The following is a 23,217-nucleotide window of genomic DNA, read 5'->3' on the forward strand; positions in this document are numbered from 1 at the left end:
CTGTCACTTCTGCTCGAGCGGCACGACGATCAGGCGGGCCTGCGCCTGCTCGCCGTCCACGGTGCCGGCCACGCCCAGCCTGGTGCCGACCTTGATGTCCGTGGCGGCGATCGACCTGCGCCGTTCGATCACCCGCAGGTCGTCGGTGAAGGTCCAGGTCCTGGTGAAGCCGTCGGTCGACTTGACCGTGACCTTGTCGTCGGTGAGGGCGGTCACCTCGCCGCGCTGCACCGAGACGGTCTTCGTGCCGCCGTCCTTGGTCTGCACCACGACGTCGCCGTGCAACGTGTTCTTGCGCAGCAGCACCCGGGCCGCCCGGCGCTTGCGCCACTCCTCGACCCGCTCCTTGCGCTTGTCGGCCGCGCTCGGGGTCGGCTCCACCGGCGCGGCCGCTCTCGGGTCGGCGTCCAGTTCCTCGGGGTCGAGACCGAGCGCGGCCAGTGCCTGGCCCTCCGCGCCCATCGCGGCGACCACCTCGACGGCGCTGTCCTGCGTCGCGTCCCGCTCGGCCCGACCGACCCCGCAACCGGCGGCGGCCAACGCGACCGTCACCAGTAGCGCGCCGGTGGCGGTGAAGGATCCCCTGCGTGCCATTCCTCGTCCTCTCGTCGGTGCTGGTCCGCCGGATCTCGTCGCGCCGCGTCACGGTCGGCGCGGATCCGTCCCCCCAGCGTGGACCGGCCGGGTGAGCCGACCGTCAGGCCGACGTTCGGGTCAGGTAAGGAATCCCGGCAGCCGGATGGTGAACGCGGCACCGCCCTCGGCAGCGTGCCCGGCGCTTGTCTCACCACCGAGCCGGCGGACCAGTCCGGCGGCGAGCGCCAGTCCGAGCCCGCTGCCGACCTCGCGTAGTCCTCGGTAGCGTTGGTGCAGCGCCCCGCGCTCGAAGGCCACTGTCAGGTCGTCGTCGGTCAACCCGGGTCCACCGTCGCGGACCTCGACCACCCCGCCGGCGCTCGGATCGGCACCGGCTGGCCGAACCGCCAGCACCACCGGCGCACCCGGCGGCACCACCCGCAGCGCGTTCTCCAGCAGCCCGTCGATCACCTGCCGGATCCGCCCCGGGTCGGTGTACACCGGCACCGGCTGCCCCGGCAGTTCGGTGCGGAACGTCACCCCGACCGAGGAGCAGCGGTCCGCCCAGGTCCGGCCGGCGTCGGCCGCCAGAGCGACCAGGTCCACCGGCACCGGTTCGAGGGGAAAGTCGACCGCCTCCAGGCGGGCCAGGGCGAGCAGGTCGGTGACCAGGCGGTCCAGGCGCTCCGCCTCGTCGAGCATGGTCCGACCGGTCTCGGCCGCCGCTGACGGTTCGACCACCCCGTCGGCCAGCGCCTCGGCGTAACCACGGATCGCGGTGAGCGGGGTACGCAGTTCGTGCGAGACGGAGAGCAGGAACTCCCGCTGTCGTCCCTCGCTGGTGGCCAGTGCGGCGGCCAGCCCGTTCAGCGCGTACGCCAGGTCGGCCACCTCGGCCGGCGACTCGACCGGCACCCGGACGGTGCGGTCGCCGGCTCGCAGCCGGGCCGCGACGAGGGCCGCCCGGCGGATCGGCCGGGCCAGCCGGCGGGCGAGCAGCGAACCGGCGACCGCACCCGCGACCATCCCCGCCAGCAGCGGAAGCCAGAGGCCGCGCAGCACCTCACGCCACACCCCGGCGCCGAGTGGACGGGTCAGCACCACGCCGTCGCCGCGGGGCAGTGCCCGGCCCTCGACCAGCGCCCGTTTCCCGTCGACCAACCGCCGACCGGAGACATTCCGCCCGTTGGACACCCGGTTCACCACCTGGGGAGGCAGGCCGGCACGGTCCACCTCACCGCCGGAGATCAGGAAGATGGTGGTGCCCTGGTTTCCGAGTTGGCGGATCAACCGCTCGCCGGCCAGTTCCCGGACCCGGCCGGGGCGCGCCCGCAGCAGCTCGGCGGCGACCTGTGCCTGTGCGGCGAGCGCCTGCCGGTCCCGCCGTTCGGCGGCGCGGACCGCCACCGGCACCGCGACCATCGCGGTGACCAGCACCGACACCAGGGCCACCGCGCAGGTCACCAACACCGCGCGAGCGGTGAGCGTACGACCGGGACGATCAGCCATCGGCGGCGTATCCGACTCCACGATGGGTCCGGATCACGCTGGCACCACCGAGTTTCGCCCGCACCTGCGCCACATGCACGTCGACGGTACGGGTGCCGGCGTGTGCCGCGTACCCCCACACGGCGGCCAGCAGTTCCTCCCGCGAGAAGACCCGACCGGGTCGGCTCATCAGGTGGGCCAGCAGGTCGAACTCGGTGGAGGTCAGCTGCACCGGCACGCCGTCGGCGGTGACCGACCTGCGGTCGGGGTCGACGGTGACCCGGCCGAGCACGACGGGCTGCCCGGCACCACCCGGCGGGCCGGCGGCGCGGCGCAGCACCGCCCGCAGCCGGGCGACGAGTTCCCGAGGGCTGAACGGCTTGGTGAGGTAGTCGTCGGCCCCCAGTTCCAAGCCGACGACGCGGTCCACCTCGTCGTCGCGGGCGGTGAGGAAGATGACCGGGGTCCAGTCGCCGGCCTCGCGTAGCCGGCGGCAGATCTCGGTGCCGGTCAGACCTGGCAGGGCGATGTCGAGCACGCAGGCCACCGGACGCAGCCGGCGAGCCGCCGAGAAGCCGGCGCTGCCGTCCCGTTCGACGTGTACGCCGAAGCCGTCCCGGCTGAGGTAGAGCCGGACCAGGTCGGCGATGCTCGGTTCGTCCTCCACCACGAGGACGAGCCCGCGTTGCGGGTTCTCGGCGGTCACTGGGCCATGATTGCCGATCGACGGGATCCGGCAGCGTCAGGCCGTGTTCGGATTCGGTAAGAAGACCCGCTCAGCGGGCCACGACGGGCTGGAAGGTGACCGGCCGAGCGGTGGAGGGCTCGGCGACGGTGGTCACGACCCGTGGCGGTGCGCTGCGCACACGGGTCCGGAACGCGTGATCGAGCAGGGCGTCCAGCTGCCACACCTGCTTCGGGTGCTGGGTGCGGATCAGGAACCGCTCGCGGATGCCGTCGATCGCGGTGGCGGCCAGTTCGACGCAGTGCAGTCGCGGGTCGGGGCTCCAGGTGACGTGGCTCAGCTCGCGGAGTTCCGTGTTGAGGTGCAGGCGGAGCCGGTGCAGCACCCGCGTCTGCCGGGTGACCACCAGCCGCCGATGGGTGAGCAGCAGCAGATACTCCCCGTGGACCGGCCGGTCGGGCCGGCTGCACCGGGTGACCAGGACGGTGGCGTCGCCGGAACCCACGCAGCGACGGAACACCGGCATGTGCCGACTGGCGGTCTGCACCGCCAGGCCGGCCTCGGCGGCGGCCGGAAGGAACGTTCGGGAGAAGACGTCCATGACCTGCCCAACGACCCGGTCCCCGCGGTGACATGGCCGGTGGACATGCTTTCTGCAATTTCCACATAGCCCACCCGGCCCCACCCGCCCCCACCCGGACCCACCCGGACCCACTGCGTTGATCAAGAAGTTCTGGTCGCCGATCGCGCTCAGCCCGACCAAAACTTCTTGATCAACGTGGCGGGAGGGGGTGGGGTGGGGTGGGTGGGGTGGGTGGGGTGGGTGGGTGGGGGGGTTAGAGGAGTTCGAGGATGGTGGCGTTGGCCATTCCGCCGCCTTCGCACATGGTTTGGAGGCCGTAGCGGATGTTGTTGTCGCGCATGTGGGCGAGCATCGTGGTCATGATCCGGGCACCGGAGCCGCCGAGCGGATGCCCGAGGGCGATCGCACCGCCGCGCGGGTTGAGCCGGTCCGGGTCCGCCTCGGTCTCCGCCAACCAGGCCAGCGGTACCGGGGCGAACGCCTCGTTCACCTCGTACACCCCGATCTCCTCGATGCCCAGCCCCGCGCGGCGCAGCGCCTTCGCGGTCGCCGGGATCGGCGCGGTGAGCATGGCGACCGGGTCGTCGGCCGCGACCACGGCGGTGTGTACGCGGGCCAGCGGGCGCAGCCCGTGCCGGCTGGCCCACTCGCTCGTGGTGACCGCCAGCGCGGCGGCACCGTCGGAGATCTGCGAGGCCGAGCCGGCGGTGACCACACCGTCGGGGCGGAACGGGGTGGGCAGCTCGCCCAGCTTCGCCAGCGAGGTGTCGCGCCGGATGCCCTCGTCCACCGCGAACTTGCCGCCGTCCGTGAGCGCCACCGGGGCCAGCTCGGCCTCGAACGCTCCCGCGTCCTGCGCCGCCGCGGCCTTCTCGTGGCTGGTCAGCGCGAACTCGTCGAGCTGGGACCGGGACAGGCGCCAGCGCTGCGCGATCAGCTCCGCTCCCACGCCCTGGTTGAAGGGCAGCGGGGAATCCTCGGCGACTCCCTCGACCCCCCGGTAGCGGCTCAGAATCTGCTCGCTGAACGGCATCCCACCGGCGACGCTGGAGCCCATCGGCACCCGGGTCATCGACTCGGCCCCACCGGCGACGACCAGATCCGCCTGACCGGAGAGCACGGTGGCCGCGGCGAAGTGCAGGGCCTGCTGGCTGGAACCGCACTGCCGGTCGACCGTGGTGCCCGGCACCGACTCCGGCCAGCCGGCGGCCAGTACGGCGTTGCGGGCGACGTTCCACGACTGCTCCCCGACCTGCGACACACAGCCCCAGACCACGTCGTCCACCTGGGCCGGATCGATCCCGGTGCGTTCGGCCAGGGCGCGCAGCACGTGTGCGGACAGATCCACCGGGTGCACCGTGGCCAGGCTGCCCTTGCGCCGCCCGACCGGGGTGCGCACCGCACCGACGATAACCGCGTCACTCATGTCTACTCCCCGGTAACTTGGGCTGCTCCCGATCCTACGCCCACCCGGGCCGCCCTCCCCGACCCGACCTCGGGCACGGCCCCGGGGCGGATGCCGGTTCCCGGCGGCGCTGGCATGCTGGTGCCGTGGCGGACGACACGATCGCACAGCAGTGGCGGGTGCCACCTGCCCTACCCGTTCTCAAGCTGGCTGCCGCGGTTGTCGTGCTCGCCCTGGGGATGCTGCTCGCCGCGGGTGACCCGCTCCGGCCGGTGCTCGGCGGGTTGGCCGCGGCGATCCTCGTCGGCTGGGGCCTGCGGGATCTGCTCGCACCGGTGCGGCTGGCGGTGGACGCGACCGGCGTCACCGTGCCGGCCGGGATGCTGAGCCGGCGGCACCTGCCCTGGCCGACGGTGGAGACCATCCAGGTGCACCGTCGGTCCGGGCGCGGACTCGCCGGACCGACCTTGGAGATCGACACGGGTGACTCGCTGCACCTGTTCAACCGGCTCGATCTCGGCACCGATCCGACCGAGGTCGCCGACGCGTTGCGCGCCGCCCGGGCGGCAAGTCCCGGCGGCACCGGTTGATCCGCTCCGCGCACCCGGGCCGGCGGTGCGGCCCGGTCCCGCCGGCACGGCGCCGGGCAGCGGTCAGCCCAGTAGCGCGGCGGTGCGGACCAGGGCCATCCCGAGCAGCACCACGAGGATGATCGCGCCACCGCCGAACTGCACGAGCGTCCGGCGCGAGCGCGGCGCGTAGGCCAGCACCAACGCCATCAGCGCACCGAACACCAGGCCGCCCAGGTGACCAGCGATCGAGATCTGCGGCACGGTGAAGGTGAAGATCAGGTTGATCACCAGGATGGGGACGATGGCCGAGGTGTCCCGCCCGAGTCGCCGCATGATCACGAATATCGCCGCGAACAGGCCGAAGATGGCGGTCGACGCTCCTGCCGACATCTGGTTGGGCGCGCTGAACACGTAGACCGCGACGTTGCCGCCGAAGCCGGCGATGAAGTAGAGCGCGGCGAAACGCAGCGGCCCGAGCACCGCCTCCAGCGAACGACCGAGCACCCAGAGCGCCCACATGTTCAGCAGCAGGTGCACCACGCCGTAGTGCAGGAACATCGCGGTGACCAGGCGGTACCACTGGCCCTCGGCGACGCCGCCGACGGTGCCGTCGAGAAACATCGCCCGACCCAGCACCGCGCCCCACTCGGTCAACGGGGTGCCGCCGCCCATCAGCCCGCCGAAGCCGTTGCCACCGGCCGCCGCGTCGCCGCCCCGGTCCGAGGCGATCGACACCAGCATCACCAGCAGGTTGATGGCGATCAGGGTCTTGGTCACGTAACCCTGCCGACCGACGACCCCGCCACCGAAGGCGGTACGCGCCGGCCGCACGCTACGGCGTCCCTCCGACACGCACTCCGGGCACTGGAAACCGACCGACGCCTCGTTCATGCAGTCGGGGCAGATCGACCGGTCACACCGGGTGCAGCGGACGTACGTCTCCCGGCCGGGGTGGCGATAGCAGGCCGGCGTGGTCGGCGGGGACTCGCTCATCGCTGGCCCCAGACACCCGAGCGCTCAGTCATGCGAGCAAAGGTACCCCGAGCCACCGCTCAGGCGGGTAGGCGTGTGCCCCGTCCAGGTCGCCCGCGTCCGGCCCGCCGCGCCCAACCTCGGCCGGCGGGCCGGATCCAGCGCGGGTCAGGCCGAGCGCTCGATCTCGATGCGCTCGATGACGACGTCCTGGAGCGGCCGGTCGCTGGGGCCGGTCGGGGTGTTGGCGATCGCCTCGACGATCTTCGCGGACTGCTCGTCGGCCACCTGTCCGAAGATGGTGTGCCGGTTGTTCAGGTGCGGCGTCGGCGAGACGGTGATGAAGAACTGCGAGCCGTTGGTGCCGGGCCCGGCGTTCGCCATCGCCAGCAGGTACGGCCGGTCGAACCGCAGCTCGGGGTGGAACTCGTCGGCGAAGGTGTAGCCCGGTCCGCCACGGCCGGTGCCGGTCGGGTCACCCATCTGAATCATGAAACCGCTGATGACGCGGTGCGAGATGGTGCCGTCGTAGTACGGACCGTTGCCCGGCTGTCCGGTCCGCGGGTCGGTGTACTCACGCGTACCCTCGGCCAGCTCGACGAAGTTGCGAACGGTCTTCGGCGCGTGGTTGGCGAAGAGTTCCAGCCGGATCGGGCCGGCGTTGGTGTGCACGGTGGCGTAGACAGCCTCGGCCACGGGTACTCCTTACTCGTTGGTCAGTTCCATGCGGATCCTCCCATGTGCCCGATCTGGACATGCGGAGGCATCCGAAGGTGGAGGATGAGACAGAGCAACTCCCAGGAGGTGGGACCGTGTTTGGAAACTGGCGGCGCAAGAGCCAGGCGCAGTTGGCCCGGACCGAACTGAACCGCGGCATCGGTCACCTGCGGCAGGCCGCCACGCATGCCGCGAGAGGCGCCGGCGACACGGTCGGCCCTCGGTTCCAGGCAGCTCGCGATGCGGTGGCACCGACCGCCGTCGTCGTCCGGGACCGGGCATCGAGCGGCCTCGCGTCGACGGCCGCCGCTCTCGCGCCGCTCGCGCTGGCCGTGCGTCACGCGCAGTCCGACGCGGCCGATCGGGCCGTCAAGGGGAAGAAGGCCGCCCTCGCCAAGCAGGCCGCGGTCACCAGGAAGGCGAAGAAGATGAAGGCGAAGAAGAAGTCCCGCCGCAGCGGGACCATGATCGGCTTGTTGGCCGCCGGCACGGTGGCCGGGCTCGCCGGTGCGATGGCTCTGCGTCGGCACCGTGAGCAGCAGGAGTGGGCCGAGTACGACGCGGGTGCCGCGCTTGAGCCGATGCACGAGGAGGTGGAGACCATCGAGGTGCGTACGGCCGGTCCGGCCGGTGCCGGCAAGGTCTCGACCGGCGCGGGCAGCTCGGCGGTGGCCGCCGGCGACAGCGCCACCACCGCTACGGCACCGTCCGGCGTCGCCACCTCCGGGAAGGTCCCCTCGGTCGCCGAGGGTGCCCGCACCACCACCGGCCGCCCCGCCGACGACCTCAGCAAGGCCACCAACCACAAGTCCAACACCCGCGCCTGACCCCTCCCGCCCCAAGGGGGTTGATCATGAAGTTGTTGCCGCGACACTCCGGTGCGCGCGGCAACAACTTCATGGTCGACGCGACGGCCGGGGGCGCGGTCTGGTGGGGCGGGGGTCAGAGCCAGTCGTTGCGGCGGAACCAGCGGTAGAGGGCCAACGAGATGCTGAGCATCAGGGCCAGCACCACGGGGTAGCCGTAGGTCATCCTCAGCTCCGGCATGAAGTCGAAGTTCATGCCGTAGATGCCGGCGATCGCGGTCCACACGGCGGCGATGGCCGCCCAGGCCGCGATCTTGCGCATGTCGTTGTTCTGGTCGACAGTGACCTGGGCCAGCCGCGCCTGGAGGATCGAGTTGAGCAGGTCGTCGTACGAGTTGACCTGCTCGACGGTGCGGCTGAGGTGATCCTGCACGTCCCGGAAGTAGCGGCGTACCTCCTTGGGCACGTCCCGGTTCATCTGCGAGGTCAGCGTCACCAGCGGCCGCTGCAACGGCATCACCGCCCGCTTGAACTCGACGAGTTCCCGCTTCATCTGGTAGATCCGCTGGATCCGGCCGCTTGTCTGGCGGTCGAACACCTCCGTCTCCAGCACGTCCATGTCGTCCTCGAGCTGGTCGGCGACCTCCAGGTAGAGGTCGACGACCCGGTCCGTGATCGCGTACGCGACGGCCCAGGGGCCGTTGAGCAGCAGTTCCCGGCGAGCCTCCAGCTCCTCGCGGACGGGCGCCAGCCGGCAGGCGTCACCGTGCCGGACGCTGATCACGAACTGCGGACCGATGAAGAGCATCACCTGCCCGGTCTCCACCACCTCGGAGTTCTCCGTGAGCTCGGTGTGCTCGCAGTAGCGGGCGGTGCGCAGCACCAGGAAGCTGACCTCGCCGAAACGTTCGAGCTTCGGACGCTGTTGGGCCTTGACCGCGTCCTCCACCGCCAGCTCGTGCAGCCCGTAGGTGGTGGCGATCTCGGTCATCTCGGCCAGCTCCGGCTCGTGCAGGCCGAGCCAGACGAAACCCGCTTCGGCACCGCCCGCCGCGGCCAGCGCGTCGGCGTAGTCCCAGTCGCCGGCCTGCCGCTGACCGTCGAGGTAGAGCGCGCAGTCGACCACGGCGCTGCGTGGCCGCTCGGTCGACGGCTGGCCGGACTGCGGTCCGTCCGAGCTGAGCCGACGAGTCACGGCCCGGACCGGTGACCAGCTCCGCGGCCGCAGGGTACGGCTCCCGTGGGCACTCGCGGTCCGGTTGCCGGCGGTGGCCGGGGCGGTCGCCCCCGTGCGCCGCGTCCGCTCCGTCATCACACCCTCCCCCCGCCGGCTGCGGTTTGCAGGTTACGCCGCCGCAGCGATCATCGCCGGACGGCCGGGGGTGGCGCCGGACGGACCGGACCGCATCGGGGGGGTGAGGGGGCGATCCGGCCCGCCCGGCGCCGTGGGGGCGGGGGTTGTGCCTACGCGTGGTGAGTAACGCTCGCAGCATTGTGGGCCCCGAGCCCCGTCAGCGGGAGACCCGAGCCGGCCGGTATCGCTGTTCTGTCAGAAAGCCGACAGAAATTCAGCCACGCACCGACGTCATCGCGTCGGCCAGCCGCCGAACGCCCTCGTCGATGCGGTCCGCGGTGACCGCCGAATAGGCCAGCCGGAGGGCGTGCCGCCCACCGTCCAGGACGAAGTCGCTGCCCTTGACCACCGCGACGCCGCGCTCGGCCGCCGCCGGGGCGAGCCGGTCGACCTCGACGTCCTCCGGCAACTCGACCCAGAGGAAGTAGCCACCGTCGGGCTCCACGAACCGGGCCTGCGGAATGTGCCGGCGCAGCGACTCGGCGAGCACCGTGGCGCGCTCGCCGAGGGCCGCCCGCACCGTCTCGATCGACCGGCCGATGTCCCCCGACACGCAGAACTGGTGCACGATGGCCTGCGACACCATGCCGGGCGAGATGTAGAGGCTCGTCGCCTTCTTCGCGATGTCGCCGATCAGGTCGGCCGGACCCACCAGGTAGCCGACCCGAACCCCCGGGCAGACGGTCTTGGTGAAGCTGGAGGCGTGCACGACCACGTTGCGGGTGTCCATCGACAGCATCGACGGCAGCGCCTCGCCCCGGAACCGGATGTCGGCGTACGGGTCGTCCTCGAAGATCGTGAAACCGAACTCGGCGGCCAGGTCGAGTAGTTCGCGACGCTTCTCCAGGGACAGCGTCACGCCCGCCGGATTCTGGTAGTTCGGGATCACGTGGGCCAGCCGGGGGCGTACCCCGGACTCCAGCAGCTTGCGTAGCTCGGCGGTGTCCATACCGTCCGGCTGGATGGTGACAGCGTGCAGTTCGCTGCCCATGTTCCGCAGGTTGAGCAGGGTGCGGTCGTAGGTGGGCCGTTCCACCACCACCGCGTCGCCCGGGCGGACCAGGTGGTCGAAGAGAAAGGCGTCGGCCTGCAACGAGCCGTTGGTGACCAGCACCTGCTCCGCCTCGACACCGTGCTTCTCGGCGATCCACCTGCGGAGCGGGACGTAACCGACGGAGGTGCCGTACGCGGTCACCCCGGCTGGGTCGGCGTCGAAGGCGCGGACGGCGGCGGCCTTGAGCCCCTCGACATCGACGATGTCCAGTGAGGGGGCGCCACGGGCGAAGGAGATCAGCTGCTCGGCGGTCATGGCTGTTCAGCGTACGGGCGGAGGTGGGACGTACGCGGAAGGCACGGCGATGTCCGCATCCTGAGCCACCGGGTCGGGTGAACGGGTCGCGTCCGGTGGCCCACCCGCCCGCGCCGACTGTGCGGCAGCTCAGGCCGGAACGCCCACCGGTTCCGACGGCCGCCGGGACGTGCCCGCCACGTGCAGACCCAGCAGAGTCATCAGCTGGCCCCAGTCGAAGTAGGACCGCCAGGCGGCGATCCGCCCCCGACGCACCCGGACCACGTCCACCACCTCCCAGGCGACGTCCCGCCCGGTGGGCGCGACGGTGCCGAACGGCGTGTGCAGCACGCCGGTGTGGGTGCCGGTCAGCAACTGCTCGACCGCCGCCCCACCGGCCGTGCGTACCGCACCGAGCGGCTCGACCCGCAGATCGGGAAAGGCACCCGTCCAGGTACGCAGCAGGGCCGGCAATTCGGGCGGACGCACCGTGACACCCGGCATGGCGTAGTGGGCGTCCGTCGCGTACAGCTCCGGCAGGCGAGCCACGTCCCGCCGCAGGAGCATCTCGTACTGCTGCTGGATCAACCGGTCCGCGCCACGCATCACGCCTCCCCACGCGGGACACGTTCCGCCCGCGCCCGCAGCTAGGGCATTACCCGCCGATCGGCCCGCCCAACCCGCGACGGATCGACCGACAGCCCACCGTGGTCAGCCGGTGCCGACCATCCGGCTGGCCGCCCACACCCGCATGATGTCGCGTACCGAGATCACCCCGGCGACCTCACGACCGTCGAGGACGACGAGGTGCCGGAAGCCACCCCGAGCCATCGCCGCCGCCGCTTCCTCGATCGTCCATTCCGGCCCGGCGTAGACGACGTCCCAGGTCAGGTGGGCCCCGGTCCGCTCGATATCGCAGTCGAGCCCGGCTCCGATCGCGTTGAGCACGTCGCGCTCCGTCATGATCCCGATGCCCTCGGAATCCGGGTCGATCACCACCGCCGACCCGATACGGCGCTCCGACATCATCCGCGCCGCCTGCCGGAGCGTGTGCTCCGGACCGACCACGAGGATCTCACTGGACATGGCTTCCCGAACCTGCATGACACATCACCCCTTTGGGACGGCTGCACCCGGTTACCCGCAATGGTGAGCCCCGCAGGTTTCCAGGACAAGACCGGACATCGTCGTGGGGGTGCGGTCGCGACTACTGTGCTCGACGTGCCCACCGAGCCGCTGCGCTGCGCGGGAGCGCTGATCGTCGCCCCCGACGGACGCCTGTTCTTCCAACGCCGCTCGCCACACCGGCGGCTCTTCCCCAACTGCTGGGACATCGTCGGCGGGCACCTCGAACCGGGCGAGTCCGTGCAGGACGCGCTGCACCGGGAGGTCACCGAGGAGACCGGCTGGCGGGTCACCGAGGTGATCGCCGAAATCGGCGAGTACCGCTACGTGGGGAACGACGGCCTGGCCCGGATCGAGAGTGACTGGCTGGTCCGGGTCGACGGCGATCTGGCCGCGCCCGTGCTGGAGGCGGGCAAGCACACCGAGTACCGCTGGCTCGGCCCCGGCGACCTCGACCTGCTCGACGAGCACCGTGACGTCAACGACGGGCTGATCCGGCACATCGCCGAGCGGGCCTTCGCCGTCCTGCGGTCCACCGGTTGGTGAGCGACGCGGTCGGGCCCCGGTCACCGGGTGACGAGCCGACCCGGCGGTTCCGCCGGGGCTGACCGAGGTTGGTGCCGGGCGGGGACGACCGGTGGCCGGTTGACCGGCGACAGCGCCGCCCCGGGCGGCGCTATCCTCCTTCGGTGAACGCTGCGAGAACAGAAACTGATGCGGGCATGGTCGGAATGGTGCTGGCAGCTGGCGCGGGTCGCCGGCTGCGCCCGTTCACCGACACCCTGCCCAAGGCGTTGGTGCCGGTGGACGGCGAGATCACCATCCTCGACATCGCGCTGCGCAACCTGGCCGAGGTGGGGCTCACCGAGGTCGTGGTGGTGGTCGGCTACGCCGCCGACGCCGTCCGCGAACGCCAGGCGGAGCTGGAGCGTCGGTACGGCGTCACGATCACCCTGGTCCCCAACGACAAGGCTGAGGAGTGGAACAACGCGTACTCCCTCTGGCTGGCGCGGGCCTGGTTCTCGCGGGGGGTTCTGCTGGTCAACGGCGACACCGTGCACCCGGTGAGCATCGAGAAGACCCTGCTGGCCGAGCGGGGGCCGGGCGTGCTGCTCGCGGTCGACACCCTCAAGCCGCTGGCCGAGGAGGAGATGAAGACCACCTTCGACGCCGCCGGCCAGCTCACCCGGATCACCAAGCTGATGGACCCGGGCGAGGCGTACGGCGAGTACATCGGGGCCACGCTCATCGAGCCGCAGGTGGCCGAGGCGCTCGCCGACGCCCTGGAGGCGACCTGGCGACGCGACCCGAACCTGTACTACGAGGACGGGTACCAGGAGTTCGCCGACCGTGGCGGCGAGGTCCGGGCCGCACCGATCGGTGACGTGGCCTGGGTCGAGGTCGACAACCACGCCGACCTGGCCCGGGCGCGGGAGATCGCGTGCCGCTACTAGCCCGTACCGTCGCGACGCCGCTGTCGATCGAGGTCCGCCGGGGTGCGGTGGCCGACCTCGGCTCGCTGCTGGCGGACCGTCGGATCTCCAGCGGCGGCGACGTCGCGGTGGTGGTCGGCCCGGGTCAGGGCGAGAAGATCGTCGACCTGTGCCGGCCCTCGCTCGGGTCGGCCGACGTGTTCACCGTCGCCGGCGGCAGCGTCGACTCCGCCAACCAGCTCGGTGACCAGCTGCGCCGCCGCAACTACGACGCCGTGGTCGGGATCGGCGGCGGGAAGACCATCGACACCGCGAAGTACGCCGCCACCCGCTACGGCATCCCGATGGTCACCGTGGCGACCAGCCTCGCCAACGACGGGATCGCCTCTCCGGTGGCGTCGCTGACGCACGAGGGCGGCAAGGGCTCGTACGGGGTGCACATTCCGATCGCCGTCCTGGTCGACCTCGACTTCGTGGAGAACGGACCGGACCGGCAGACCCAGGCCGGCATCGGCGACGCGGTGAGCAACCTCAGCGCCTGCGCCGACTGGGAACTGGCCCACGAGGTTCGCGGCGAGCCGATCGACGGGCTGGCCGTGACGCTGGCCCGTACCGGCGCGGAAGCGCTGGTCAACCATCCGGGGAAGATCACCGACGACGGTTTCCTGACCACGCTGGCCGAGGCGTTGATCCTGGGCGGCATCTCGATGTCGATCTGCGGGTCCAGCCGGCCGGCCAGCGGCGGCGACCACGAGATCTCGCACGCCATCGACCATCTCTTCCCGAGCACCGCCTCGCACGGAGAGCAGGCCGGCCTCGGCGCGCTCTTCTGCACCTTCCTCCGGGGCGACCTGGAACGGTTCGGCCAGCTCGCCCGCTGCCTGCACCGGCACGGGCTGTCCACCCGACCCGCCGACCTCGGGCTGACCGACGAGCAGTTCGTCGAGGCGGTGGCCTTCGCCCCGCGTACCCGGCCCGACCGTTACACGATCCTCGAACACCAGGCGCTGTCCGCCGACGACCTTCGTACCCGGCTGGGAGACTACGTTGACGCCCTTCGTGAGCACCTTGGCTGAGCCGTCCCACCCCACGGTCACCGACTTCCACCGGGTGAACCGGGGTGGTGGCCTGTTCAGCGAGTCGGTCAGCCAGTGGATCGGCGCGGTCTTCGCGCTCGTCGCCCAGCGTCTCGGGCTCCGGCCGACCGCGTTGACCATCACCAACCTGCTGCTCGGGCTGGCCACCTCGGTCACCGTGGTGGCGCTCGCCGGCCCGGTCGCCGCCGGGGACGTGCCGGCTCCGGTGGTCGGGCTGGTCGCACTGTTCGGCTGGCAGATCGCGTACGCCCTGGACTGCGCCGACGGTCAGCTGGCCCGGGTGACCGGGCAGGGCAGCGCGGCCGGCGCCCGGGTCGACGTGCTCTGTGACGTGGCCGCCCAGATCGCCCTGGTCGCCGCCCTGTCCGCCACCGCCGTGGCGCAGCGGCCGGCGACGCCGACCTGGCTGGTGGCGGCGTTCGCCGGCACCTGGATGGTCAACCTGGTCACCTCGGTGATGCAGTCCGGCCCGAACGCGGCCAGCATGGTCACCTCCACCAGCCTGCCCGTACGCCTGGTCAAGCTGGTCCGCGACTACGGCGCCGTCATCTTCGTGGCCGCCCTGGTCCTGGCGCTGGCCCCAGCCCTCACCCTCTGGGTCATGCTCGCCTTCACCGCGGTCAACGGCGCCTTCCTCCTGGCCAGCATCGCCTTCTCCGCCCGCGCCTCCCTCCGCTGACCCCCACCCCCACCCCCATCGCGTTGATCATGAGGTTGGCGGCACTTTGAAGATCAAAAACTGCCGCTAACCTCATGATCAACTGAGTGGTCGGGGGTGGGTCAGGGGTGGGTGAGGGAGGCGTAGATGTCTAGGAGGCGCTTGGTGACCACGTCGGGGTGGAAGGTGCGCTCGTAGCGGGACCGAGCCGAGGCGGAGAGGGCAGTGGCCCTCGCCGCGGCCGTCGGCAGCGCGGCGGCCAGCGCGGCCGGCTCCGGGGGCACCACCCAGCCGGCCTCGCCGGTCACCACACCGGCCGGCACCGCCCCCGGCTCCCCGGTACCAGGGGCATCCGGCATCGCCGCGACGCCGGAGGAGTTCGGCGCCGAGGAGCCCGGCACGGAGCCGGTAACCGCGGGGGCGGAGGCTGAGGCGACGGCGGCCGGGCCGGTGCCGGCGGGTTCTCGGGGAGTATCCGCGCCGAGCAGGTACGGGATGCCGCCGAGCGCGGTGCCGAGCACCGGCCGCCCGCTGGCCAGAGCCTCGATGATCACGGTAGGCAACACGTCGTGCCAGGTGGAGGTGGCCAGCACCACGGCGGTCTCGGCCAGCGCCGCGCGGACGCCGGCCCGGTCCAGCGGGCCGAGGTACGTGACGTCGGAGCGCTCGGCCGCCAGCGCCTCGACCAGCGGGCGCAGCTCGCCGTCTCCGGCGACGCGCAGCGGGCCCAACGTGCCGTCGGGGTGTCGCCGCCAGGCCTCCACGAGCAGGTCGAGGCCCTTCTCGGGGGAGAGCCGGCCGAGGAAGAGAAAACCCCGACCGAGCGGAGCGGGCGTACCCGGGTCCGGAATCCCGTTCGGTTTCACCACGATCCGCGACTCGGGGATGCCGTAGTCGCGCAGGTGGTCGGCGACCGCGGTGGTCAGGGCGATGAACCGGTCCACCGACTTCCAGGTGCCCCGGTGCACGGCCAGCGTGGTGGCCATCAGCGCGCTCTGCGCCCGCGATCCCCGGTAGCAGCGGTGCACCACCGCCGGCACGCCCAGCGCCCGGCCCCGGCAGTCCTGGCAGATCATGCCGTCCCGGAAGTACAGCCCCGAGGAGCACACCTGTCGGTAGTTGTGCACCGTCTGCACCACCGGCACCCCGTGCCGGTGCGCGGTCCGTACCACCCAGGGCGACAGCAGCGGGTACGGGTTGTGCAGGTGCAGCACGTCCGGCCGGTGCTCGGTGAGCAGCTGGGCCAGCTCCTGCTGGGCGCGGGGAGCGTAGATCGGGGAGATCGGCAGCAGCGCCTTCGCCGTCCTCGGCATCGTCGGAATCTCGTCCGAACTGCGCAGGAACGGCAGCACCTCCACCCCGGCGGCGGTGAGCTGGGCGATCTCGGCGTCGACGATGGTGTTCTCACCGGACGGCTGAGCTTCTCGGTACCGGTTGTGCGCCACCACGATTCTCACGGGAAAGAAGGCTACCGTTGGACGATGCCCGAACTACCGGAGGTGGAGGCGCTCGCCGGTTACCTGCGACAGCGTGCGGTGGGCCGGCGTGTCGACCGTCTGGAGGTCGCCGCCATCAGCGCCCTGAAGACGTACGACCCGGCGCCGACCGCCGTCGCGGGCCGGGCGGTGACCGACGCCCGGCGGTACGGCAAGTTCCTCGACGTGGTCTTCGACGGCGGTCTGCACCTGGTGGTCCACCTGGCCCGCGCCGGCTGGCTGCACTACCGGGAGGCGTTCGCCTCGACCGTTCCGCTACGACCCGGCAAGGGACCGATCGCGATCCGGGTACGCCTCGACGACGGCTCCGGCTTCGACCTGACCGAGGCCGGTACGCAGAAGAAGCTCGCCGCCTACCTGGTGACGGACCCGCAGGTGGTGCCGGGGGTGGCCAAGCTCGGGCCGGACGCGCTCTCGGCCGACCTGGCCACCTTCGCCGCTGCGCTGCGTGGCCGCCGGGGCCAGGTCAAGGGGGTGCTCACCGACCAGTCGGTGCTCGGTGGGGTCGGCAACGCGTACTCCGACGAGATCCTGCACGCGGCGAAGCTGTCGCCGTTCGCGTTGACCGACCGGCTGTCCGACGATCAGATGGCGACCCTGCACGCGGCGACCCGTCGGGTGCTGGGTGACGCGGTGACCCGGTCGCTGGGGCAGCGGGCGGCGGAGTTGAAGGGCGAGAAGCGGTCCGGGCTCAAGGTGCACGCCCGTACCGGGCTGCCCTGTCCGGTCTGCGGCGACACCGTACGGGAGGTCTCGTTCGCCGACTCCAGCCTCCAGTACTGCCCCACCTGCCAGACCGGCGGAAAGCCGCTTGCTGACCGACGGTTGTCCAGACTCGTACGGTGAGTAACACCACTCACTGATTACGGAGCGGAATCGGACGCGCGGTGCGCAACCACCGGTCCGGCGCTCTACCGGGGCCGCCATCCCTCGGTATAGTGGCCCCGGTCCCCGGCTTCCGGATGGCATGGGGCCGGCCAGATCCCAGGCGGTAGGTGGCCGCCGCGCAATGTCCCTCGGGTCGGCGACGGAACGGAACTCGCGTGGGAAACTGGAACGGTGGGCGACCCTGGCGGTCACGGCGAGTGAACGCCACGGGTCATGCGGGAGGACATGGGTGAGGTGACGGCTAGCCTCCAGCGCCCGGTGACCAACGAAGGCCGGAGCAGACTCGTGCGGCACGTCGACAGCTTCGAGATCCAGCCGCCGAACCCGCCGTCGCCGAACGGCGTACCCCGGTCGGCGTGGGCCCGGGCCCGGCGGCGCGTGTCGCGCTGGCACCGGCCGTACACGGCGATCCTGCTGCTGCTCGACTTCGCCGCCGCGGCCTTCGCCAGCTACACCGCGATCCGCACCTTCGACCAGGCCACCGCGGGTTTCCACCAGGCCCAGAACGACCCGACCTGGTTCTACACGGTGGCGTTCCTGCTGCTGCCGCTCGGCTGGCTGGCCACCCTCTGGTTCAACGGGGCCTACGACCGGCGCTGTCTCGGGCTGGGGCCGGACGAGTTCAAGCGGGTGATCCGGGCCGGGGTCGCCGTCTGCGCGGCGCTGTCGTTCCTCGCCTTCGCCACCAAGACCGACCTGTCCCGGTTCACCGTCGGCACGGCGCTGCTGCTGGCGCTGCTGCTGATCCTGCTGGGCCGGATCCTGGCCCGTTTCGTGCTGCACACCGTCCGGCGCAACATCCAGCAGGCGGCGCACCGGATGGTGCTGGTCGGCACCCTGCCGGAGTGCCTGGAGGTGTACACGGCCGTCACCCGCACCCCGGCCGCCGGGCTGGTCCCGGTCGCCATCCACATCACCGACGGGTACGCGGCCGCCAAGGGCGTGCAGACCCCGGTCCCGGTGTACGCCGGTCGCGACGTGCTGGCCCTGGTCCGCGAGATGGGCGCGGACACCATCGCGGTCTGTGGCTCGGCCAGCGCCGAACCCGGTGAGCTGCGCCGCCTGGCCTGGCAGTTGGAGGGCTCCGGCGTCGACCTGGTGGTGGCCCCCCAGCTGACCGACATCGCCGGGCCCCGGGTGCACATCCGCCCGATCGAGGGCCTACCGCTGCTGCACGTCGAGGAGCCCACCCTCTCCGGGCCCGCGCTGCTGGCCAAGAACATGATGGACCGGGTCGCCGCCGGGCTCGGACTGCTCGCGCTGATCCCGGTGTTCATCGCGATCGCCATCGCGATCCGGATCTCCGACCCGGGTCCGGTCTTCTTCCGGCAACCCCGGGTGGGCCACGAGGGGCGCACGTTCCGGGTGTGGAAGTTCCGGACCATGTACGTCGACGCGGAGGACCGGCTGGCCAGCCTGGTCGACCAGAACGAGACCGACGGCATGCTGTTCAAGATGAAGCAGGATCCGCGGGTGTTCCCGGTGGGCCGCTTCCTGCGCGCCTCGTCGCTCGACGAGCTGCCGCAGCTGATCAACGTGCTCAAGGGTGAGATGTCGCTGGTCGGGCCGCGTCCGCTGCCCGCCGACGACGGTGACTTCCTCGGTGATGTGCGACGCCGGCTGCTGGTCCGTCCGGGGATGACCGGGTTGTGGCAGGTGTCCGGTCGCTCCGACCTCTCCTGGGACGAGGCCGTCCGGCTGGACCTGTACTACGTCGACAACTGGTCGCTGGCGTACGACCTGAGCATCCTGTGGCGCACCGTCGGCGTGGTGGTCGCCCGCAAGGGCGCCTACTGACCGGCGCCCACCCCTTTCCCGCAGCGTCCGCAACCAGCAGGATCGTCCACGTGGGTGGCAACATCTCCGCCGTGATCGGCGTTTTCTCACTGGTCAGCGTGCTGGCCGGGGCGCTGTACGCGGTCGGTCGGCTGCGTGGTCGGCGCGGCATCGCCACGCCCGGGCAACGGGCGACCTACGAGGTGCTGCACACCGCCGGACTGGCCGCCGAACCGCTGCGGGCCGGGCTGAACCCGGCCGGCGCGGCGAAGGCCGCCCGTCACCTGCGCACCCTGGTCGGCGCGGAAGGGCTGGCGTTGACCGACGCCGACGACCTGCTCGCGCTGGACGGACGCGGCGCGCACCACCGGGAGCAGCTCCGGACCGCCGCCCGACGGGTGATCGCGTCCGAGCGATCCACCGTGCTGGGCGAGGCGGAGCTGACCTGCGACCGGATCGACTGTCCGGTCCGGGGCGCGGTGGTGGCCCCGCTCGGTGGGGCGTCCGGCCGGATCGCCGGTGCGCTGGTGGCGGTCACCGACGGTGCGCCGGCACCCGGTCTGGTCCAGGCCACCCTGGAGACCGCCCACTGGGCCGGCAGCCAACTGGCCCTGGCGGAGCTGGACTCGTCCCGGGAGCGGTTGGCCCGGGCCGAGGTACGCGCCCTGCGCGCCCAGATCAGCCCGCACTTCATCTACAACGCGCTGACCGCGATCGGTTCCTTCGTCCGCACCGACCCGGAACGGGCCCGGGAGCTGATCCTGGAGTTCGCCGAGTTCACCCGGTACTCGTTCCGGGCGCACGGCGAGTTCACCACGCTGGCCGAGGAGCTGCGCTCGATCGACCGCTACCTGACCATCGAACGGGCCAGGTTCGGCGACCGGCTCCAGGTGCGGCTCCAGATCGCCCCCGAGGTGCTGCCGGTGACCCTGCCGTTCCTGTGCCTGCAACCACTTGTCGAGAACGCGGTACGCCACGGGTTGTCGCGCAAGCCGGGCACGGGCATGGTGAGCATCGAGGCCCGGGACGCGGGCGCCGAATGCCACATAACGGTGGAGGACGACGGAGTGGGGATGGATCCGGCCACGCTGACCGCGGGGATCGCCGAGCTGGCCGGGTCCACCGGCGACCCGGGGGACGATCCGGGCCAGCACGTCGGGCTGTCGAACGTCGACGAGCGCCTGCGGTCGGTCTTCGGCGACGGCTTCGGCCTGGTCGTCGAGACCGGGGTCGGCTCGGGTACGAAGGTGAGCATGCGGGTGCCGAAGTTCCACCCCGGCGTACGGGCCGGTTCGTGACCGGCTCCGGCCCGGCCCCCGGCGCCGGCTTCCTGCGGGTGCTGGCGGTCGACGACGAGCCGCCGGCACTTGACGAGTTGGCGTACCACCTGCGGGCCGACCCCCGGGTGGCCCGGCTGCACACGGCCGGTGACGCGACCGAGGCGCTGCGGGTGCTGCGCGACGACGACGTGGACGTGGTCTTCCTGGACATCCGGATGCCCGGCCTGGACGGCATGGAGCTGGCCCGGGTACTGCGCCGCTTCGCCCGACCCCCGGCGATCGTCTTCGTCACCGCGTACGACGACGGTGCCGCGGACGCCTTCGACGTGGGTGCCACCGACTACGTACGCAAGCCGGTACGCGCCGAGCGGCTGGCCGAGGCGCTGCGCCGGGTGGTCGGCTCGCGGGTGGTACCCACCCATCCCGCTGCGCTGGCCCGGGCCGAGGAGGATCCCACCATCCCGGTCGAGCTGGCCGGTACCACCCGGATGCTGCCCCGGTCCGCGGTGCGGTGGGTCGAGGCGCAGGGCGACTACGCCCGGCTGCACACCGCCGACGGCTCGCACCTGGTGCGGGTGTCGCTGGCGACGCTCGCCGAACGATGGGCCGACGCCGGGTTCGTCCGGATCCACCGGTCGTACCTGGTGCAGCTGCGGCTGATCGCCGAACTCCGCCTGGTCAACTCCGGCTACGTGGTGGTCATCGACGACACCGAGCTGCCGGTGAGCCGGCGGCACACCCGCGAGCTGAAGGACAAGCTGGTCCGGGCCGCCAAGCAGGAGTGGAGCCGCTGAACGGCGGCGTTGTCCACCGAGTTGTCCACAGGCCCGACCGGTTGTCCACACCGTTGTCCACAGGCCGCTTGACATTCCCGTCGGGCCGACGAGACTGCCGGGATGGCCGCCGAGGATGCACCGCCGGCACCCCGCCGACCCGACCCCGCCGGACCTCCCGATGCGACCGCCGGGTCCGGGCCGCCGCCGCGTACCCGGGTGGTGTTGGCCGAGGTGTCCCGCCGGTCGCGCTGGCCCGCCGGCACCCACACCGAACTGACCCAGCAGACCCGGGTCGGTGAGGCCCTCGTTCGCGGCCTGGTCCGCGCTCAGCTGGCGCTGGCCCTGCAACTGTCGGCGGTGGTGATGGTCGGGCTGGGCGGGCTGCCCTGGCTGTTCGCCATCGCACCCTCGGTCGGCCGGATGACCGTGCTCGGTGTCAACCTGCCGTGGCTGCTGCTCGGGGTGCTCTCCTTCCCGTTCCTGGTCGCCGTCGGGTGGACGTACGTCCGCCTGGCTGAGCGCAACGAGCAGGACTTCACCGACCTGGTCCAGCGGCCGGAGCGCTGACGTGAGCAACAATCTCGTCGTACCGGCGATCGTGGCGGTCACCCTGGTCACCGTCGCCATCGGCTTCTACGGGCTGCGGCTGGCCCGCACCACCTCCGACTTCCTGGTCGCCTCCCGGGTGGTCAGCCCCACCTGGAACGCCGCCGCGATCGGCGGCGAGTACCTGTCGGCGGCGAGCTTCCTCGGCGTCGCCGGGCTGATCCTCAAGTACGGCGTGGACGTGCTCTGGTACCCGGTCGGGTTCGCCGCCGGCTACCTGGCCCTGCTGCTGTTCGTTGCCGCGCCGCTGCGTCGATCCGGTGCCTTCACCCTGCCCGACTTCTGCGAGCTGCGGCTCGGGTCCCGCCGGCTACGGACGCTGGCCACCGTCTTCGTGATCTTCATCGGCTGGCTCTACCTGGTGCCGCAGCTCCAGGGTGCCGGTCTGACGCTGGCCACGCTGGCCGGGTCGCCGTACCCGGTCGGCGCGCTGGTGGTGGCCGCCGTCGTCACCGCGAACGTGGCCCTGGGTGGGATGCGGGCGGTCACCTTCGTGCAGGCGTTCCAGTACTGGCTCAAGCTGACCGCGCTGGCCGTACCGGCGATCTTCCTCGCCTTGCAGTGGCAGGCCGACGGCCGCCCGGCGGTGACCCCGCCCGAGGGAGCGACGTTCCGCACGGCGACCACCGTCGTGGTCGAACAGCGCGCCGTGCTCACCCTCTCCGACGGTCAGACCCTGGAGGTACGCCCCGGCGACGAACTGAGCTTCGCCGAGGGTGAACCGGTGCCCGAGGTCTCCGGGGTGGCCAACGGTGCCACCGACTGGTTGCTGCCCAGCGACGCCGGTTCCGACGACCGGGGGCTGTTCGGCACGTACTCGCTGATCCTGGCCACCTTCCTGGGCACCATGGGGCTGCCGCACGTGCTGGTCCGCTTCTACACCAACCCCGACGGGGCCGCCGCGCGGCGGACCACCCTGGTGGTCCTGGCCCTCGTCGGGGTCTTCTACCTGCTGCCCACCATCTACGGCGTACTGGGCCGGATCTACACACCGCAACTGCTGGTCACCGGCCAGACCGACGCGGTGGTGGTGCTGCTGCCCGAGGCGGCGCTCGGTGCCGGGACCACCGGTCGGCTACTGGCGGCGCTGGTCGCCGCCGGGGCGTTCGCGGCCTTCCTGTCCACCTCGTCCGGGCTGCTCACCAGCGTCGCGGGGGTGATCTCCACCGACGTGCTCGGTCGGGGCTCGGTGCGCGGCTTCCGGCTGGCCACGGTGATCGCCGGGGTGGTGCCGACGGTCCTCGCCCTCAACGTCTCCGGTCTGGACGTCTCGCAGGTGGTGGGCCTGGCGTTCGCGGTCGCCGCGTCCAGTTTCTGCCCGCTGCTGGTGCTCGGCATCTGGTGGCGGGGTCTCACCGACGCGGGCGCCGCCGCCGGGATCCTCGTCGGCGGCGGGGCCGCCGTGGCGTCGGTCCTGGTCACCGTCCTCGGGCCGGCCCTGACCGGCTGGCCGGCCACCCTCATCGCCCAGCCGGCCGCCTGGACGGTGCCGCTGGCCTTCACGGTGATGATCGCGGTATCGCTGGCCACCCGCCGTCGCGCCCCGGCCGACATCGGCCGCACCATGCTCCGGCTGCACGCCCCCGACGCACTTAACTCTTGAGGGCGCTCGCGGCACCGGGGCGGCGGTGGTCCG

The 23,217-nt window shown here is 71.9% G+C and carries 23 protein-coding genes and 1 pseudogene; 12 read left to right on the forward strand and 12 right to left on the reverse strand.

Features of this window, described 5'->3' with window-relative positions:
• Positions 1–3 precede the first annotated feature (3 nt).
• From V5O40_RS11670 to V5O40_RS11690, 5 genes and pseudogenes are all read right to left on the reverse strand, one after another.
• On the reverse strand, positions 4–594 hold the full coding sequence (locus V5O40_RS11670) for a hypothetical protein (RefSeq protein WP_408631864.1): 591 nt from the start codon (positions 592–594) through the stop codon (positions 4–6).
• A 103-nt stretch (positions 595–697) separates the two neighbouring features.
• A pseudogene (locus V5O40_RS11675) lies at positions 698–2,085 on the reverse strand (sensor histidine kinase).
• Positions 2,078–2,770, reverse strand: coding sequence for a response regulator transcription factor (locus V5O40_RS11680; RefSeq protein WP_332905453.1), 693 nt, complete (start codon positions 2,768–2,770; stop codon positions 2,078–2,080). Before V5O40_RS11680 ends, V5O40_RS11675 begins: the two are co-directional and overlap by 8 nt.
• A 70-nt stretch (positions 2,771–2,840) precedes the next feature.
• Entirely contained in the window at positions 2,841–3,350 is a 510-nt protein-coding gene (locus V5O40_RS11685) for a hypothetical protein (protein WP_332905454.1), read from the reverse strand.
• A 235-nt stretch (positions 3,351–3,585) separates the two neighbouring features.
• On the reverse strand, positions 3,586–4,758 hold the full coding sequence (locus V5O40_RS11690; protein WP_332905455.1) for a thiolase family protein: 1,173 nt from the start codon (positions 4,756–4,758) through the stop codon (positions 3,586–3,588).
• Positions 4,759–4,883: 125 nt separating this feature from the next.
• Here V5O40_RS11690 and V5O40_RS11695 point away from each other — a divergent pair, with 125 nt between their 5' ends.
• The gene (locus V5O40_RS11695) at positions 4,884–5,327 is read left to right on the forward strand and encodes a PH domain-containing protein (RefSeq protein ID WP_408631865.1); all 444 of its coding nucleotides are present in this window, start codon (positions 4,884–4,886) and stop codon (positions 5,325–5,327) included.
• Positions 5,328–5,390: 63 nt separating this feature from the next.
• Here the strand turns inward: V5O40_RS11695 and V5O40_RS11700 are convergent, their stop codons facing one another.
• On the reverse strand, positions 5,391–6,302 hold the full coding sequence (locus V5O40_RS11700; protein ID WP_332905456.1) for a rhomboid family intramembrane serine protease: 912 nt from the start codon (positions 6,300–6,302) through the stop codon (positions 5,391–5,393).
• Between the two features lie 147 nt (positions 6,303–6,449).
• Positions 6,450–6,977 carry a peptidylprolyl isomerase gene (locus V5O40_RS11705; RefSeq protein WP_164448853.1) on the reverse strand — a complete coding sequence of 176 codons (528 nt, stop codon included), beginning with the start codon at positions 6,975–6,977 and terminating at the stop codon, positions 6,450–6,452.
• 59 nt (positions 6,978–7,036) lie between these two features.
• Between V5O40_RS11705 and V5O40_RS11710 the strand changes: the two genes are divergently transcribed.
• A complete protein-coding gene (locus tag V5O40_RS11710) occupies positions 7,037–7,825 on the forward strand; it encodes a hypothetical protein (RefSeq protein ID WP_332905457.1) in 789 nt (262 codons plus the stop codon).
• Positions 7,826–7,940: 115 nt separating this feature from the next.
• Here V5O40_RS11710 and corA read toward each other — a convergent pair whose 3' ends face one another.
• The 4 genes from corA to V5O40_RS11730 all read right to left on the reverse strand — a co-directional run bounded on the left by corA (position 7,941) and on the right by V5O40_RS11730 (position 11,550).
• Entirely contained in the window at positions 7,941–8,999 is a 1,059-nt protein-coding gene (corA, locus tag V5O40_RS11715) for a magnesium/cobalt transporter CorA (RefSeq protein WP_332905519.1), read from the reverse strand.
• A 373-nt stretch (positions 9,000–9,372) separates the two neighbouring features.
• On the reverse strand, positions 9,373–10,467 hold the full coding sequence (locus V5O40_RS11720; protein WP_281582681.1) for an aminotransferase-like domain-containing protein: 1,095 nt from the start codon (positions 10,465–10,467) through the stop codon (positions 9,373–9,375).
• A 129-nt stretch (positions 10,468–10,596) separates the two neighbouring features.
• Positions 10,597–11,052 (reverse strand): ester cyclase, encoded by a 456-nt coding sequence (locus V5O40_RS11725; RefSeq protein WP_332905458.1) that lies wholly within the window; start codon positions 11,050–11,052, stop codon positions 10,597–10,599.
• Positions 11,053–11,157: 105 nt separating this feature from the next.
• Positions 11,158–11,550, reverse strand: a complete 393-nt coding sequence (locus V5O40_RS11730) for a CBS domain-containing protein (protein ID WP_164448848.1) — start codon at positions 11,548–11,550, stop codon at positions 11,158–11,160.
• A gap of 117 nt (positions 11,551–11,667) precedes the next feature.
• On the opposite strand from V5O40_RS11730, the gene V5O40_RS11735 reads away from it, so the two are divergent.
• From V5O40_RS11735 to V5O40_RS11750, 4 genes are all read left to right on the forward strand, one after another.
• Entirely contained in the window at positions 11,668–12,117 is a 450-nt protein-coding gene (locus V5O40_RS11735) for an NUDIX domain-containing protein (RefSeq protein WP_332905459.1), read from the forward strand.
• Positions 12,118–12,293: 176 nt separating this feature from the next.
• The gene (locus tag V5O40_RS11740; RefSeq protein ID WP_332905520.1) at positions 12,294–13,025 is read left to right on the forward strand and encodes a phosphocholine cytidylyltransferase family protein; all 732 of its coding nucleotides are present in this window, start codon (positions 12,294–12,296) and stop codon (positions 13,023–13,025) included.
• The gene (locus V5O40_RS11745; protein ID WP_332905460.1) at positions 13,013–14,080 is read left to right on the forward strand and encodes an iron-containing alcohol dehydrogenase family protein; all 1,068 of its coding nucleotides are present in this window, start codon (positions 13,013–13,015) and stop codon (positions 14,078–14,080) included. The genes V5O40_RS11740 and V5O40_RS11745 overlap by 13 nt, the downstream gene beginning before the upstream one ends.
• Positions 14,064–14,780: a CDP-alcohol phosphatidyltransferase family protein gene (locus tag V5O40_RS11750; RefSeq protein WP_332905461.1), complete on the forward strand. Its 717-nt coding sequence runs from the start codon at positions 14,064–14,066 to the stop codon at positions 14,778–14,780. Before V5O40_RS11745 ends, V5O40_RS11750 begins: the two co-directional genes overlap by 17 nt.
• Positions 14,781–14,881: 101 nt before the next feature.
• Here V5O40_RS11750 and V5O40_RS11755 read toward each other — a convergent pair whose 3' ends face one another.
• Positions 14,882–16,216, reverse strand: coding sequence for a glycosyltransferase family 4 protein (locus V5O40_RS11755; protein ID WP_332905462.1), 1,335 nt, complete (start codon positions 16,214–16,216; stop codon positions 14,882–14,884).
• A 24-nt stretch (positions 16,217–16,240) separates the two neighbouring features.
• Between V5O40_RS11755 and V5O40_RS11760 the strand changes: the two genes are divergently transcribed.
• The 6 genes from V5O40_RS11760 (at position 16,241) to V5O40_RS11785 (ending at position 23,184) form a co-directional block, all read left to right on the forward strand.
• The gene (locus V5O40_RS11760) at positions 16,241–17,101 is read left to right on the forward strand and encodes an Fpg/Nei family DNA glycosylase (protein ID WP_332905463.1); all 861 of its coding nucleotides are present in this window, start codon (positions 16,241–16,243) and stop codon (positions 17,099–17,101) included.
• 267 nt (positions 17,102–17,368) lie between these two features.
• Positions 17,369–18,940 (forward strand): sugar transferase, encoded by a 1,572-nt coding sequence (locus tag V5O40_RS11765; RefSeq protein ID WP_332905521.1) that lies wholly within the window; start codon positions 17,369–17,371, stop codon positions 18,938–18,940.
• A 50-nt stretch (positions 18,941–18,990) separates the two neighbouring features.
• Positions 18,991–20,217, forward strand: a complete 1,227-nt coding sequence (locus tag V5O40_RS11770; protein WP_332905464.1) for a sensor histidine kinase — start codon at positions 18,991–18,993, stop codon at positions 20,215–20,217.
• A complete protein-coding gene (locus tag V5O40_RS11775; RefSeq protein WP_332905465.1) occupies positions 20,214–20,993 on the forward strand; it encodes a LytR/AlgR family response regulator transcription factor in 780 nt (259 codons plus the stop codon). The genes V5O40_RS11770 and V5O40_RS11775 overlap by 4 nt, the downstream gene beginning before the upstream one ends.
• 102 nt (positions 20,994–21,095) lie before the next feature.
• Positions 21,096–21,542: a DUF485 domain-containing protein gene (locus tag V5O40_RS11780; protein ID WP_332905466.1), complete on the forward strand. Its 447-nt coding sequence runs from the start codon at positions 21,096–21,098 to the stop codon at positions 21,540–21,542.
• A gap of 1 nt (position 21,543) precedes the next feature.
• A complete protein-coding gene (locus V5O40_RS11785; RefSeq protein WP_332905467.1) occupies positions 21,544–23,184 on the forward strand; it encodes a sodium/solute symporter in 1,641 nt (546 codons plus the stop codon).
• Positions 23,185–23,217 lie beyond the last annotated feature (33 nt).

This window comes from Micromonospora palythoicola (genome assembly GCF_036689795.1).
Lineage (GTDB): Bacteria > Actinomycetota > Actinomycetes > Mycobacteriales > Micromonosporaceae > Micromonospora > Micromonospora palythoicola.